The organism is Sphingomonas sp. RB1R13 (genome assembly GCF_036663775.1).
GTDB lineage: Bacteria > Pseudomonadota > Alphaproteobacteria > Sphingomonadales > Sphingomonadaceae > Sphingomicrobium.
On sequence record NZ_JAXOJM010000002.1, the window covers coordinates 256812 to 272401 of the forward strand.

At 64.9% G+C, this 15590-nt stretch carries 8 protein-coding genes and 1 tRNA gene; 5 read left to right on the forward strand and 4 right to left on the reverse strand.

The window, feature by feature from the left end:
* The first annotated feature begins 21 nt into the window (after positions 1–21).
* The 4 genes from addA to putA all read left to right on the forward strand — a co-directional run bounded on the left by addA (position 22) and on the right by putA (position 9769).
* Positions 22–3396 carry a double-strand break repair helicase AddA gene (gene addA / locus U1700_RS07445; RefSeq protein WP_332751575.1) on the forward strand — a complete coding sequence of 1125 codons (3375 nt, stop codon included), beginning with the start codon at positions 22–24 and terminating at the stop codon, positions 3394–3396.
* 58 nt (positions 3397–3454) lie between these two features.
* The gene (gene trxA / locus U1700_RS07450) at positions 3455–3775 is read left to right on the forward strand and encodes a thioredoxin TrxA (protein WP_332751576.1); all 321 of its coding nucleotides are present in this window, start codon (positions 3455–3457) and stop codon (positions 3773–3775) included.
* A 137-nt stretch (positions 3776–3912) separates the two neighbouring features.
* On the forward strand, positions 3913–6654 hold the full coding sequence (gene secA, locus U1700_RS07455) for a preprotein translocase subunit SecA (protein WP_332751578.1): 2742 nt from the start codon (positions 3913–3915) through the stop codon (positions 6652–6654).
* Between the two features lie 10 nt (positions 6655–6664).
* Positions 6665–9769: a bifunctional proline dehydrogenase/L-glutamate gamma-semialdehyde dehydrogenase PutA gene (gene putA, locus U1700_RS07460; protein ID WP_332751579.1), complete on the forward strand. Its 3105-nt coding sequence runs from the start codon at positions 6665–6667 to the stop codon at positions 9767–9769.
* 149 nt (positions 9770–9918) lie between these two features.
* Here putA and U1700_RS07465 read toward each other — a convergent pair.
* Together U1700_RS07465 and U1700_RS07470 are read right to left on the reverse strand one after the other, a co-directional pair.
* Positions 9919–9993, reverse strand: a tRNA-Asn gene (locus U1700_RS07465).
* A gap of 53 nt (positions 9994–10046) precedes the next feature.
* Positions 10047–10856, reverse strand: coding sequence for an NAD kinase (locus tag U1700_RS07470; protein WP_332751581.1), 810 nt, complete (start codon positions 10854–10856; stop codon positions 10047–10049).
* Positions 10857–10989: 133 nt separating this feature from the next.
* Between U1700_RS07470 and U1700_RS07475 the strand changes: the two genes are divergently transcribed.
* Positions 10990–11820 (forward strand): EAL domain-containing protein, encoded by an 831-nt coding sequence (locus U1700_RS07475; RefSeq protein ID WP_332751583.1) that lies wholly within the window; start codon positions 10990–10992, stop codon positions 11818–11820.
* Here U1700_RS07475 and mfd read toward each other — a convergent pair.
* Both mfd and U1700_RS07485 read right to left on the reverse strand, forming a co-directional pair.
* Positions 11817–15323, reverse strand: coding sequence for a transcription-repair coupling factor (gene mfd, locus U1700_RS07480; RefSeq protein WP_332751584.1), 3507 nt, complete (start codon positions 15321–15323; stop codon positions 11817–11819). The genes U1700_RS07475 and mfd overlap by 4 nt on opposite strands.
* Positions 15320–15586: an FAD assembly factor SdhE gene (locus U1700_RS07485; protein ID WP_332751585.1), complete on the reverse strand. Its 267-nt coding sequence runs from the start codon at positions 15584–15586 to the stop codon at positions 15320–15322. Before U1700_RS07485 ends, mfd begins: the two co-directional genes overlap by 4 nt.
* Positions 15587–15590 lie beyond the last annotated feature (4 nt).

Genomic DNA, 15590 nt, shown 5'->3' on the forward strand with positions numbered 1-15590 from the left:
GAAGTTGCTAGTCTCATTCCCATGCCGCGTCGTTTTACCCCTTTTCCGCGCCTTGAGGGCGATCAGGCGGCGGCGGCCGACCCCGTCGCCCATGCCGCGCTGTCGGCCTCGGCCGGAACCGGCAAGACCCAGGTCCTCACCGCGCGCGTGCTTCGCCTGCTGCTCCAGGGCGTCGGCCCGGGAGCGATCCTGTGCCTGACCTTCACCAAGGCCGGCGCAGCCGAGATGGCCAACCGCATCGGTGACCGGCTCGCCGCGTGGGTCCGGCTACCCGACAATCGACTGAGCCATGAATTGTTCGCGCTGGGCGAGGCCAACGATCCGCCCGCCTTGCAGCGCGCTCGCCGCCTGTTCGCGCGCGTCCTCGAAACGCCGGGCGGGCTGCGAATCCAAACCATCCACGCCTTCGCCCAGACCCTGCTCGCCAGCTTCCCTGCCGAGGCCGGGATCAGCCCCGGCTTCCAGCCAATCGAGGGTCGCGCGGAAAGTGAGCTTGCCACCCGCACGCTGGCCGATCTCCTGACCGCTGCCGAACACGATCCGACGAGCACGCTGGGCGCCGACATCGCCCGGCTGTCGATGCGCCTGGGCGAAGAAGATACCGTCAAATATCTGATGCGCTGCGCCCACGCCCCGGCGATCACGGCGCGCGATCCTGCGGCGGCCGAGCCCATGCTTCGCGCTGCCGTCGGCTTGCCCGAAGGGGATATCGAGCAGCTAATCGTCGAGCGTTGTGGCGATGACTTCATCGACACCGGCCTGTTCGACCGGCTGATCGCCGCGAACCGCGCTTGGGGTCTCGCCAAAGCCAATGAGATTGTCGCTAATCTCACCAACTGGCTCGCAAGCGAGATGAATGATAGGGCACAAACACTTGACAAGCTGAACAAAAATATCGTTACTCAAAAGGGTGAGCCGTGCAAGGTCTCGCCCAAGCAGATTGCTGCCGAACCCGACTACGAGACTCTCGTCGTTGAATTTCACGAGTGGCACAGCGAACTGCTCGGCTTCCGCCGCGCTGCCGAACTTGTCGCGGTCCAGGCCGCCGGTCTTCGTGCCGGGGCCGCCTTCGCCACCGCCTACACCGCCGCCAAGCGCGCTGCCGGGGTCGCCGATTTCGATGACCTCATCCGCTGGACCCGCACCCTGTTCGAACGCGAAGGGATGGGCGAATGGGTGCGCTACAAGCTTGATCGCCGGACCGACCATATTCTCGTCGACGAAGCGCAGGATTCCAATCGGGACCAGTGGCAGATCGTCGATGCGTTGGCGGGTGAGTTTTTTTCCGGCGCCAGCGAGGCCGAACAGCGCTGGCGGACCTTGTTCATGGTCGGCGATTTCAAGCAGGCCATCTATGGTTTCCAGGGCACCGACCCCGCCGAATTCGGCCGAATGCGCGACAGCGTCCGGTACCGCGCATCGCTGCTGATCGAGGCGGAAGATCAGGCTGACAGCGGCGGCCCGCGCTTGGCGCGCGAATTTCGCGACCTGTCGATCGACGCCAGCTTCCGTTCGGCCCCCGCGATCCTCGAACTGGTCGATGCCGTCATCCGTGAAGTGGGCCACGACCAGATGGGGCTCGACGACCGGCCCAACCTCCATCGCGCGGCCCACGACCGCTGGCCGGGCCAGGTCGACCATTGGCCGGCCTTCGAAGTCGGCGAGTCCGATGACGATGCCGACGGCGAGGAAGGCTGGATCAGCGATGCGGACCGGGCCTATGCCACCCACCTTGCCGGGGAAGTGAAGGCGCTGCTCGACGAGGCGCCGCTAATGTCGTCGACCAAGCGGCCATTGTGCGCCGGCGACATTATGATCCTCGTCCGCAGCCGCAAGGATTTGACGTCATTGCTGGTCGCCCGGCTGTTCAGCGCCGGCGTGCCGGTGGCGGGGATCGATCGGCTTCACCTCCACAAGCCGCTGGCTGTGCAGGATCTCGTTGCCGCAGTGCGCTTCGCGGTCCAGCCGCTCGACGACCTCAACCTTGCCGGGCTGCTCGTGTCGCCGCTGATGGGGTGGGACCAGCAGAGGCTGTATGACCTCGCCCAGCCGCGTGGCGAGCGCCAGTCCCTGTGGAGCGCGTTGCAGGACGCAGGGCGCGACGACCCAACCGCCGCCACGACCGTGGCCGCGCTTGCCGATCTCCTCCGAATGGCCGATTTCGTCACCCCGGCGCGCTATCTTGAGACGATCCTGTCGGGGCCGCTCGATGGCCGCCGGTCCTTGCTGGCACGGCTCGGCGAAGCGGCGCGTGACCCGATCGACGAGCTGGTCGCCGCCGCGCTCGAATTTGAACGGACCGAAATCGCTTCGCTCGACCGCTTCCTCGCCTGGTTCGAAGCGGGCGACATCGAGGTCAAGCGCGACGCCTCGGCGCCAACCAACGCCGTTCGCGTCATGACCGTCCACGGCGCCAAGGGGCTTGAGGCACCGGTGGTGATCCTGGCCGACGCGACCGCCGACCCCGCCAACATGGGCCGCTCTCGATTCATCGACCTGCCCCTTGATGACGGCGCGGTTCCGGTTGTCCGCCCCACCGCCGCCGAAATGCTCGATCCCTTCACGGCGATCGCCGCAGAGTCGAAGGCGCGAGACCTTCAGGAGCATTGGCGCCTGCTCTACGTCGCGCTGACCCGCGCTGCGGAGCGGCTGATCATTTCCGGCGCGATGCCAAGGAAACTTGCCGACGACAGCTGGCACGTCCGCGTCGGTCGCGCCCTGATCGGGCTGGGGGTCGAACCCGACGATCGCGGCCGGCTGATCCACCGCACCAATCGCGCGATCGGGCTAGCGAGCAAGTCGCGATCCGCCCCAGTCATCCCACCGGTTCCCGAGCCTGACTGGCTCCGCGCCGAAGCCCCCCCCGAACCGCGTCCGGTCCGTCCGCTCGCGCCGTCGTCGCTGGGCGAGGACCGCGACGTCGCCCCGCCGCCAAGCCCGGCCCAGATTGCCGCTGCTCGCCGTGGCACTCTGCTCCACGGCCTGTTCGAACGTCTGCCCCAAACCCCCTCGGCCGACCGCCGAACGGCCGCGCTAGCCTGGCTCACCCGCTCAGGAATCGATGACAGTTTAGCGCGCGAAGAAATGGTACATTCTGCGCTCGAAATCATCGACGATCCGCGCTTCGAAAACCTGTTCGGCCCGACCTCGCTCGCCGAAGCCCCGATCGCCGCAACCCTCTCTGATGGCAGGGTAATTTCCGGAACCGTCGATCGCTTGCTGGTTTCCGAAGGCCTCGTCCGAGTGATTGATTTCAAGACCGGGGCACCGTCTCCAAGCGCGTCGCTTCAACTCGCCGCCTACCGCGATGCACTGGCCGTCATTTTCCCCAACCACCGCATCGAAGCCGCCCTGCTCTACACCGCGATCCCTAGCCTCGTGCCGCTTGCCGGTTGAGTGGCGGGGCAATGATCCCCATATGCGGGCCCAACCCCAGATTTGGAGTGTATTAGCCATGGCTACCAAAGCCGTCACCGACCAGAGCTTCGCGACCGACGTGCTTCAATCATCGACCCCCGTGCTGGTCGACTTCTGGGCCGAATGGTGCGGCCCGTGCAAAATGATCGCTCCTGCACTCGAGGAAATTTCGAGTGCGCTCGGTGACAAGCTGCAGATCGTCAAGGTCAACATCGACGAGAACCCCGAGACCCCGGGCAAATATGGCGTCCGCGGAATTCCCACGATGCTGCTGTTCAAGAATGGCGAGCCGGTCGCGACCAAGGTCGGCGCAGCGCCGCGCAGCCAGATCCAGCAGTGGATCGAAGCCCAACTTTAAGCCACGGCGGCCCCCGCCCGAATTGACTAAGGCGGGGGCCAACCCTACATCCCCGGCTCTTGCGTTTCGCCTTGATTGGGCGAGCGATTTGTCACGCCCGACCGCGACCGAGCACCCGCGTCTCCCAGAGGAAGTCTATGTTTTCCGCCCTTGCCAAGAATATCTTTGGATCGTCGAACGACCGCTACGTCCGCGGGATGGGCAAGACCGTCGACGCGATCAACGGCTTCGAGCCGACGATATCGGCGATGAGCGACGAGCAGTTGCGGAACCAGACGCTGCGCTTTCGCGAACGGCTGGCCAATGGCGAGACGCTCGACGACCTCCTGGCCGAAGCCTTTGCCACGGTGCGGGAGGCCGCCAAGCGCGCGCTCGGCCAGCGCCACTATGACGTGCAGATGATTGGCGGCATCACGCTTCACCGCGGCGAGATCGCCGAAATGCGCACCGGCGAAGGCAAGACGCTCGTCGCGACGCTCGCATCCTACTTGAACGCGCTCCCCGGCAAAGGCTCCCATGTCGTTACGGTCAACGACTATCTCGCCAAGCGCGATTCAGAATGGATGGGCCAGGTCCATCGCTTCCTTGGCCTGACCGTGGGCGTGATCATCCCCAACCTGTCGGATGAAGAGCGCAAGGCCGCTTACGACAGCGACATCACCTATGGCACCAACAACGAACTTGGCTTCGATTACCTGCGCGACAATATGAAATATAGCCGCGAGCAGATGGTCCAGCGGCCGTTCAATTTCGCGATCGTCGACGAGGTCGATTCAATCCTGATCGACGAAGCCCGCACCCCGCTGATCATTTCCGGACCGACCGACGACAAGTCCGAGCTCTACATGAGCACTGATGCAATCGTGAAGACTTTCGTCGAGGCCGATTACGAACTCGACGAGAAGCAAAAGTCGATCGTGCTGACCGAGGAAGGCACCGAAAAGGCCGAGCGGATGCTTGAGGGAGGCGGGCACATCGAGGGGCAGAACCTCTATGATGTGATGAACACGCAGGTGGTCCATCACCTTAACCAGGCGCTCAAGGCCAACAAGATGTTCAAGCGCGACATCGACTATATCGTCAAGGACGAGAAGGTCATCATCATCGACGAGTTCACTGGCCGAATGATGGACGGACGACGCTGGTCGGACGGGCTTCACCAGGCGGTCGAGGCCAAGGAAGGCGTGGCGATCGAGCCCGAGAACCAGACGCTCGCATCGATCACCTTCCAGAATTTCTTCCGCATGTATCCCAAGCTGTCGGGGATGACCGGAACCGCGCTGACCGAAGCACCCGAATTTTTCGATATCTACAAGATGAACGTCGTGTCCATTCCGACCAATGTCGATGTCCAGCGGGTCGACGAGGACGACGAATTCTACAAGAATATCACCGACAAGTTCGCCGCCATCGCCGACGAGATCGCCAAGCGCAAGGAAAAGGGACAACCCGTCCTGGTCGGCACCGTGTCGATCGAGAAGTCGGAAATGCTGTCTGAATTTTTGAATGAACGCGGTATACAGCATGAAGTGCTCAACGCCCGCTTCCACGAGAGCGAGGCGCATATTGTGGCGCAGGCCGGATCGATGGGCGCGGTGACCATCGCGACCAACATGGCCGGACGCGGGACCGACATCCAGCTTGGCGGCAATGTCGAATTCCGCACCGAAGACGAGCTCAAGGAGATGGCCGAAGGCCCCGAGCGCGACGCCGCGATCACCCGCATCAAGGCCGAAGTTGCCGAGCAGAAGGCGCGCGTACTGGCGGTCGGTGGACTGTTCGTGCTCGGCACCGAGCGCCACGAGAGCCGCCGCATCGATAACCAGCTCCGCGGTCGTTCGGGGCGCCAAGGCGATCCCGGCCTGTCGCGCTTTTACCTCAGCCTCGATGACGACCTTTTGCGCATCTTCGGCCCGCAGACGATGTTCGCACGGCTGATGAACAAAAATCTCGAGGACGGCGAGGCAATCGTTTCGCCGTGGATTTCCAAGGCCATCGAAACTGCGCAGAAAAAGGTCGAGGCGCGCAATTACGACATCCGTAAGCAGGTCGTCGAATTCGATGACGTCATGAATGATCAGCGCAAGGTGATCTACGAGCAGCGCGCCGACATCATGGATTCGGATCACGTCAGCGACGTTGTCACCGACATGCGCGCCGAGACAATATCGTCGATCGTCGCCGCCCATTGCCCGCCGGGAAGTTATCCCGAGCAATGGGACCTTGGCGGCCTCAAGGATAGTGTCGAGGCAGTTCTTGGTCTCACCCCGCCGATCGACGCCTGGCTCCAGGAAGAATCAGTCGAGCCCGACATGATCGCCGAGCGGATTCAGGCCGGTGCCGACCAGATCATGGAGACCAAGGTCGGCGCGGTCGAGAGCGACCACTGGATTCAGGTCGAAAAGAGCATCCTGATCCAGACGCTCGATCATTTCTGGAAGGAGCATTTGGCGACGCTCGATGCGCTTCGCCAGGTCATCCACCTGCGCAGCTATGCCCAGAAGAAGCCGATCGACGAATATAAGCAGGAGGCGTTCCTGTTGTTCGAACGGCTGCTGATTGCGATCCGCGAGGACGTCACCCGCGTCCTGATGCGCGCCCAGATCAATGTCGAGCCCGCGCCGATGGAGCTGCCCGACTTCATCACCAGTCATATCGACCCCTTGTCGGGCGACGATAACAGCTATGACATCGATGCCGGGACGGGGACGCTTATGTCGAGCCTGCCGCCACTCCAATCACCGTTGCCGACGATGCCAGACGGGCCGCTCAACGCGGATGGAGCCTCGGCGCCCTTTGCCGAGCCGGAAAGTCGCAATTCGCCCTGCCCGTGCGGGTCGGGGCGCAAGTATAAGCATTGCCACGGCGCGCTCGTCTAGGCGGGCGCCGATGATCGATCGAAGCAAAATTCGGGCAGCGTATCGGCCTGACGAAGAACGGCTGATCGCCGAGCGGATCGAGCAGGCGCGATTGCCCGTCTCGGCCGCGCCCGTGGCGACCGCGATTGCACGGACGCTGGTCGAGCGGGTGCGGGCGCACAAGCCGGCCGGGCTGGATGCCTTTATGCATGCCTATGACCTGGGCAGCGACGAGGGGGTGGCGCTGATGTGCCTCGCCGAGGCGCTGCTGAGGATCCCCGACGCCGGCACTGCCGACGACCTGATTCACGACAAATTGTCTGGGCCGGACTGGGCGGAGAAGCTAGGCGGGACCCGTTCGACCTTCGTCAACGCCGCGACGATTTCATTGCTACTGACGGGCAAGGTGCTCGACGGCGCGAATGACCGCAGCGAGGGGTGGCGTGCGTCGCTGGGACGCGCAGTCGGGCGGCTGGGCGAACCGGTCATTCGCACGGCGGTGGCGCAGGGCATGAAGATCCTTGGCGGCCAATTTGTGTTCGGGCGCACGATCGACGAGGCGCTAGCCAATGCCCGGCCCGAGCAGGTCAGAGGGATCAGCCACAGCTTCGACATGCTCGGCGAGGCGGCGCGGACGCACGAGGATGCCGCGCGCTACGCCCAGTCTTATCGCGGTGCGCTGGCCCGGATCGCGGCGGCCGCGGAGGGCGAATTTCGCAAGTCGCCCGGGATTTCTGTCAAGCTGTCGGCGCTCCACCCGCGTTATGAGTATACCCATGCCGAGGACGCCAAGGCAGCAATCCTGCCGGTTCTCCGCGAACTTGCCGCAGTTGCCAGCGCTGCCGATGTGCACCTCACGATCGATGCCGAGGAGGCCGATCGGCTCGAGCTGTCGCTTGACCTGATCGAGGCGATTGCGGCCGATGACGCGCTGTTCACCAATGGCTGGGGCGGGTTCGGGCTCGCACTTCAAGCCTATAGCAAACGCGCCGTTCCGCTGGTCGACTGGGTTGCCGAACTCGGCCGCAAGCATCGCCGGCGTCTTATGGTCCGCCTCGTCAAGGGCGCCTATTGGGACAGCGAGATCAAGGCGGCGCAGGTTGCGGGCTTCAGCGATTATCCGGTGTTCACGCGCAAGGTCGCGACCGATGTGTCCTACCTCGCCTGCGCCAAGGCGATGCTTGCGGCGGATGACGTAATCTATTCGGCCTTCGCGACCCACAACGCCAATACGATCGGCGCGGTAAAGGCGCTGGCCGAAGGAACGCCGATCGAGTTCCAGCGGCTCCATGGCATGGGCGAGGGGCTGTACGAGGAACTCGCCCGGCTCGAGCGCGAGCGTGGCGAGCCACAGACCCCGGTGCGCATCTATGCGCCGGTCGGGAGCCACAAGGAGCTGCTCGCCTATCTCGTCCGACGGCTGCTCGAGAACGGCGCCAATTCCAGCTTCGTCAATCGTATCGCCGACGAGCAGGTGCCGCTCGACGCGCTGGTCCGTGACCCGGTGGCCGAGCTGTCGGCGCTGGCGATCCGGCGCAACCCGGCGATCCCCTTGCCCGACGCCATCTTCGGGCCCGGACGGCGCAATAGTGCCGGCTGCGACCTGTCGGATCCGCTGGTCATGGCAACACGCTCGGACACGGTCAATTTCCTCGGCAAACGGCACTGGTCCGGTGCACCGACGGTGGGGCAGGGGACAGCACCCCGCACGGTCGTTGCGCCGTTCGATCCAAGGCATGTCGTGGGTGAGATCAGGGACGCCACATTGGCCGATGTCGATGCTGCTGCCAAGGCCGCTCACGGGGCGCAGCGGCGGTGGGATGCGCTTGGCGGACCGGCCCGGGCGCGGTTGCTCGATCGCGCGGCCGACCAGTTCGAGGAGCATCGCGAAGAGCTGTTCTCGCTGTGCACCCGAGAGGCCGGCAAGACCTTGCCAGATGCTATCCTGGAAGTGCGGGAAGCGGTTGATTTTCTGCGCTTTTATGCCGCAGAAGCGCGCAGTAAATTTGGCCAGGCGACGGTGCTTCCCGGGCCGACGGGGGAGCTTAACGAGCTCCGGCTTCATGGTCGCGGGGTATTCGCCTGCATCAGTCCGTGGAATTTCCCGCTGGCGATCTTCATCGGCCCGGTCGCCGCAGCACTCGCCGCGGGCAATGCCGCGCTGGCCAAGCCGGCCGAGCAGACCCCGCTGATCGGGGCGCTGGCGATCGAACTGATGCACAAGGCGGGGATTCCGCAAGATATCGTCCAACTGGTCCCGGGGGACGGCAGCATCGGGGCGGCGCTGACCAGCCATCCGCTGGTCGCTGGGGTCGCCTTTACCGGATCGACCGACACGGCGCGCGCGATCAATCGCGGGCTGTCCGAGCGGCCCGGGGCGATCATTCCGCTGATTGCCGAGACCGGTGGCCAGAATGTCATGATCGTCGATTCGTCTGCGCTTCCCGAGCAGGTTACGCGTGACGTCATTGCGTCATCGTTCCAGAGTGCTGGCCAGCGCTGTTCGGCGTTGCGCGTGCTGTTCGTGCAGGAGGATGTCGCCGACACGATGCTGGCGATGATTGCCGGGGCGATGCGGGCGCTCACCATCGGCGATCCGCGCGACCTCAAGACCGATGTCGGGCCGGTGATCGATGCCGAGGCCAAGGCGGCGCTCGAGGCCCATGCTACCGAGCTCGACGCCAAGGCCAAGCTGCTGGCGAAGTTGGCGCTGCCCGACCTGCCGGGCTACTTCGTTGCCCCGGCAATGTACGAGATCGACAGCCTCGCCGATCTCGATCGGGAGCATTTCGGGCCGATCCTTCACGTTATCCGGTGGAAGTCGGGCGAACTCGACAAGGTGGTCGAGGCGATCAATGCCACCGGCTTTGGCCTGACGCTGGGGTTGCAGAGCCGGATCGACACGACCCGCGCCTATGTCGAGGCCAATGCCAGGGTCGGCAATTTCTACGTCAACCGCAACCAGATCGGCGCGGTGGTCGAAAGCCAGCCGTTCGGCGGCGAGGGATTGTCGGGAACCGGGCCCAAGGCTGGGGGCCCACATTATGTGGCGCGCTTCGCGACCGAGCGGGTGACCTGCATCGACACGACGGCGGCGGGCGGCAATGCCAGCCTGATGGCGGCGACGGGGGATTGAAAGCGGGGCGCCGTCACGGAGTAAATCCGTGACGTCGATCCGGTCGCTCCGCGCCGGTCGGCCGGCACGCGCCATCTCTCAAGCAGGAACGCTCCCCCGGATTAGGTCCGGGGTCCGCTTTTCCTGCTTTCGGTGGCTTGTGAAAAAAATGGCTCCCCGAGTTGGATTCGAACCAACGACCAAGTGATTAACAGTCACCTACTCTACCGCTGAGCTATCGGGGAACGATGCTTGCGAAGTAACCCCCCCTTAGCGTCGGTAGTTTCCAGCGCAACCCTCAATGCGCAAACTGCTCCATCGCGATGCGCTCGTCGAGGGCGTGTTCGGGATCGAACAACAAGGTCAGCTTGGGGCCTTTCGACAGGCACACGTCGACCGTCGCGACGTCGCGCACTTCAAACTGGTCGGCGACGGCAGACACCGGGCGATTGACCGGATCGAGCACGCGGAAGCGGATCATGACATCATCCTGGAGGATGGCGCCGGCCCAGCGGCGCGGGCGAAACGGGCTGATCGGGGTGAGCGCGAGCAGTTTTGCCGCGAGCGGCAGGATTGGGCCATGAGCGGAGAGGTTATAGGCGGTGGACCCCGCAGGCGTCGCCACCAGGACGCCATCGCAGACCAGTTCGGGAAGCACGACGCGGCCATTGACCGAGACTTCGATCTTCGCGGTCTGGCGGGTTTCGCGAAGCAGGGAGACTTCGTTGATTGCGGGGCGGGCGATGATCTTGCCGTTGGTGGTCGTCGCGGTCATCGTCAGCGGGGTGACCTCGATTGCCTTGGCGAGCGCGATCCGCTGCGCGAGCCGGTCGAGCCGCCACTCGTTCATCAGGAAACCGACCGTGCCGCGGTTCATTCCGAACACCGGGCGCGGGGTGCCGGCCTCAAGCATGGCGTGGAGCGTGTGGAGCATGAAGCCGTCCCCGCCCAGCGCAACGAGCGTGGCGGCCTCATCGGCGTCGCCCCAGCGATAACGCGCGCGGAGCAGTTCGGCGGCGGCCTGCGCGGCCTCGGTCGGGGACGCGAGCAGGCCGATCCCGGCGAGCAGGCGGGGTGGACGGGACGGCGGACTGGTCTCGCGGTTCATCTGGCCTCGCGCTGCATAGGACGCCAGCATAGGGCAAAGTTTCGTTGGCGCCACTGCCCGACGCACTGTCCCGCCTTGGGTCGGTGGCGAACGCTGCCTATCGCGCGAACTTCGCTCGGCGCATGGGGGAGCCATGAATGTCGAAGCCCTGTCCCCGCCCGCCAATCGCGCGTCCGATCACCGCCTCGCCCCGCGGGTGGTGCAGGGGCGCGATGAGGAGCTGGAGCGGGCCATTGCGCGTGACGAGCTGACGGTGCTGTTCCAGCCGCAGATCGAGCCGCTGACGGGCAGGGTCGTCGGGATTGAGGCGCTGGCCCGCTGGATCGGCGAGCCCGATACCGAGGCATTGTTCGCCCGCGCTTGCCGTCATGGCCTCGCCGAGCGATTGTCGCGGGTGGTCCAGCGCAAGGCATTGCGGCTGGCCGGAGCGTGGCGCGGCGAGCGGGCGCGGCTGCGGCTGTCGATCAACGTCATTGCCGCTGACCTGATGCGCGATGGTTATACCGGCTGGCTGCTCGACGAAGCGGCCGAGGTCGGGTTCAATCCGCGCCGCTTGACCGTTGAAATTACTGAATCGAGCCTGATCGCCGACCAGAAGCTGGCGGCCGAGCGGCTTGGCCGATTGCGCGACGTCGGGGTGCAGGTTGCGATCGACGACTTCGGGACGGGCTATTCGAGCCTGGCCTACCTGGCGTCACTGCCGCTCGATGCGATCAAGATCGACCGGGCGATGATCGCCGACCTTGTCGGGGGATCGCGCGACCGTATCGTGGTCCAGGCGATGATCCGCCTGGCGCGCGAACTTGGTCTCAAGGTGATCGTCGAAGGGGTTGAATCGCGGGCGCAATTGGCGCTGGTCGCCGAGTGGGGCTGCGATCTGTACCAGGGGTTTTTGAGTGCCGGGGCACTCGATGAGGAAGAGCTCGACCGGTTTGTTGCGGCGACTCTGGCGGTTGCGGCCTAAACCGTTTCGAGTGACTTTTTCGCGTCAGATTTGCCCGCTGCAAGGACGTTGGCGAGGCCGCGCGAGAGTTGGACCGCGGCGCTGAGGCGTTTGCTGTCGCTGTCGAGATCGCGTGAGAGAACCAGCTTGCTGTCGGGGCGGAGGCGGGCTGCGCCCTTCAGTCGTTCGACATAGGCGAACAGCCCGGCGAGGTCGGGGAAGCCCTCGGGAACGAAGGTCACGACGGCGCCCTTGGCACCAATATCGAGCTTTGCGATGCACGCCTTGCGGCAATTGATCTTGGTTTCGACGATCTGCAGCAAATTGGCGGTTTCCTGGGGCAGCGTGCCGAAGCGGTCGATCATTTCGGCGGCGAAGGCCTCGACCTCCTGGCGGTCGTCGAGGTCGGCGAGGCGGCGGTACAGGCCCATCCGCAGGTCGAGGTCGAGGACGTAAGTTTCGGGAATAAGGATGGGGGCCTCGACGCTGATTTGCGGAGCATATTCCTCGCGCCGCTCGCCCCCACCAGCCTTCATCTCGAGGATCGCTTCCTCGAGCATCGACTGGTAAAGTTCGAAGCCGACCTCCTTGATATGGCCCGACTGCTCGTCGCCGAGCAGATTGCCCGCGCCGCGAATGTCGAGGTCGTGGCTGGCAAGCTGGAAACCGGCGCCAAGACTGTCGAGATTGGCGAGCACTTGCAGGCGCTTGTCGGCGCCTTCGCTGATCGAGCGGTCGGGGGTGGTGGTGAGATAGGCGTAGGCGCGGGTCTTCGATCGGCCGACGCGCCCGCGCAGCTGGTAGAGCTGGGCAAGGCCGAAGCGATCGGCGCGGTGGACGATGAGGGTATTGGCCGAGGGAATGTCGAGCCCGCTTTCGACGATCGTGGTCGACAGCAGCACGTCATATTTGCGGTCGTAGAAGGCGCTCATCCGCTCCTCGACCTCGGTCGGGGACATCTGGCCATGGGCGGTGATGGCGCGGACCTCGGGGACTTCCTCGCGCAGCCATTCCTCGATGTCTGCAAGATCGGCAATGCGGGGCACGACGTAGAAACTCTGCCCGCCGCGATAATGTTCGCGCAGCAGCGCCTCGCGGATCACGATCGGGTCGCGCGGGGTGACATAGGTGCGGATCGCGAGGCGGTCGACCGGGGGGGTTTGGATGACCGACAGTTCGCGCAGGCCCGACATCGCCATCTGCAAGGTGCGCGGGATCGGGGTGGCGGTCAAGGTGAGGACGTGGACATCCGCGCGGAGCGACTTCAGCCGTTCCTTGTGGGTTACCCCGAAATGCTGCTCCTCGTCGACAATGACGAGCCCCAACTTCTTGAACTTGATGGTTTTCGAAAGGAGGGCGTGCGTGCCGATGACGATGTCGACCGTGCCCTTCTCAAGGCCCTCGCGGGTCTTTTTCGCCTCGGCTGCCGGGACGAGCCGCGAGAGGCGGCCGATCTCGATCGGGAAGCCTTTGAAGCGCTCGGAGAAATTATTGAAATGCTGGCGGGCGAGGAGGGTTGTCGGTCCGATGAGTGCAACCTGGTAACCGGCCATGGCGGCGGTAAAGGCGGCGCGGAGGGCGACCTCGGTCTTGCCGAAACCGACGTCGCCGCAGATCAGCCGGTCCATCGGCGACCCCTTGGCAAGGTCGTCGAGGACGTCACCGATCGCGCGGTCCTGGTCCTCGGTCTCCTCATAGGGGAAGCGATCGACGAAGGAGGCGTAGGCGCCGTCAATTTCGATCAGTGCGCCGGGGCGGGTGGCACGGACCGCGGCGGTCTTGATGAGGTCGCCGGCAATTTCGCGGATGCGATCCTTCATCCGGCTCTTGCGACGCTGCCACGCCTCGCCGCCCAATCGGTCGAGCGGGGCCTTTTCGCTGTCGGAGCTGCCGTAGCGGGTGAGGACGTCGATATTCTCGACCGGCACGTAGAGCTTGTCGCCTCCGGCATATTCGAGCGCGACGCAGTCATGGGGCGCCTTGCCGACCTTGATCGAGGTCAGTCCTTCGTAGCGGGCGACGCCATGATCGGCATGGACGACAAGGTCGCCGGGGCTGAGGGTGGCGAGTTCGGAGAGGAAGGCATCGGCCGACTTGCGGCGTTTCTTGCGGCGAACAAGGCGGTCGCCGAGCATGTCCTGCTCGGTCAGGACGGCGACGTCGGGAGTGGTGAAGCCATGGTCGAGGGGGAGCACCAGCAGCGCCGCCTCAGCCTTGGTGCCGAGCGCCTCCTGCCACGTGTCGACCTGCTTGAGCCGGTCGAGGCCATGGTCGGCGAGGAGGCCGGCGAGCCGTTCGCGAGCGCCGCGCGAGTAGCTGGCAAGGATCAGTTTATGTTTTGACTTGCGTAGTTTGGTGGCGTGATCGACGACGGCTTCGTAGACGTTGATATTCTGCGCCCGCTCGGGGGCAAAGTCGCGTGCGCCCTCTACCGCAAAGTCGAGGACAATGTCGCTGGCCGGTTCGGGGAAGATTGAGGCGCGGTGGATCGGGCGCCCTTCGACTGCGCCGCGCCACTCCTTTTCGTTGAGGTACAGCGCGGCAGGCGGGAGTGGGCGGTAGCTGCCGGGTTCGGCGACCATCGCCCGCTCGCGGTTGAGGAAATAATCCTGGATCGCCTCGCTGCGCTGTTCGTGCGAGCCGTCGGCACCGGGATCGCGAAGGATGACGTCGTCGTCGCCAAGATGATCGAACAGCGTGCCGAGCTTGTCCTCGAACAGCGGCAGCCAATGCTCCATGCCGGCGAGGCGGCGGCCGTCCGAGATAGCCTGATAAAGCGGATCGCCGGTGGCATTGGCGCCGAACGTCTCGCGGTAACGCGCGCGGAACCGCTTGATGCTCTCCTCGTCGAGCAAAGCTTCGGAGGCGGGCATCAGGGTGAAGGTCCCAGCCGGTCCGGTGGTGCGCTGGTCGGCGGGGTCGAAGCGGCGCATCGTCTCGATCTCGTCACCGAAGAAATCGAGCCGGATCGCGCTGCTTTCCCCCGCCGGGTAGAGGTCGACGAGCGAGCCACGCACCGCGAAATCGCCCGCATCATGGACTGCGTCGGTGCGCTGATAGCCATTGGCGCTGAGCAGGGTGACGAGCGCGTCGCGGTCGATCCGTTCGCCCTCGGCCAGGCGCCGGGTCAGCTGGCGGATGCGGAACGGGGTCAGCATCCGCTGGGCGGCGGCATTAGCTGTCGTCACAAGCAGTTGCGGGCCGTTCCGCTTGACCTGGAGCAACTGCAGTGTCGCCAGCCGTTCAGCCATGACGCGCAAGGCGGGCGAGGCACGGTCGTAGGGGAGGCAATCCCACGCCGGGAGGGTCAGTACCTCGACCTCGGGCGCGAACACCGGGACGGTGTCGGCGAGCGCACGCATGGCGGCCTCGTCGGCGGCAAGGATGACCGCGCGGCCGCCCTTGGACGAACCATCGGCGGCGCGCGCAAGGTCGGCAGCGAGCCACGGCAAATAGCCCGTCGGCACCGCTGCCAGCGTCAGCGGTTCGCCTGCTCGCAAGATCCGGGACAGCGCGTCGCTCACTTGTAGACCTTGATGAAGTCGAGGCGCGTGAGGGCGTCCATCATTGGCCCCTGAAACCGATCGGGCACGGGCAGGGTGCCAATGCCCCACGCCATGATGTCGACATCCTGTTCGTTGAGCAGCTCGTCGAACAGGGCACGTTCCTCGGCGGTCCAGGTCGCGTGGTGAGCCTCAAAGAAACCGCCGATCATCATGTCGGCCTCGCGCGTGCCGCGGTGGGTCGCGCGCCAGCGGAGCGCCTTGATTTCATCGTCAGGGGACATGAGG

Coding starts and splice junctions, on each gene's coding strand:
- U1700_RS07475 (WP_332751583.1), top strand. CDS start 10,990: ATGAATGTCGAAGCCCTGTCCCCGCCCGCCAATCGCGCGTCCGATCAC.
- U1700_RS07485 (WP_332751585.1), bottom strand. CDS start 15,586: ATGTCCCCTGACGATGAAATCAAGGCGCTCCGCTGGCGCGCGACCCAC.
- trxA (WP_332751576.1), top strand. CDS start 3,455: ATGGCTACCAAAGCCGTCACCGACCAGAGCTTCGCGACCGACGTGCTT.
- secA (WP_332751578.1), top strand. CDS start 3,913: ATGTTTTCCGCCCTTGCCAAGAATATCTTTGGATCGTCGAACGACCGC.
- U1700_RS07470 (WP_332751581.1), bottom strand. CDS start 10,856: ATGAACCGCGAGACCAGTCCGCCGTCCCGTCCACCCCGCCTGCTCGCC.
- addA (WP_332751575.1), top strand. CDS start 22: ATGCCGCGTCGTTTTACCCCTTTTCCGCGCCTTGAGGGCGATCAGGCG.
- putA (WP_332751579.1), top strand. CDS start 6,665: ATGATCGATCGAAGCAAAATTCGGGCAGCGTATCGGCCTGACGAAGAA.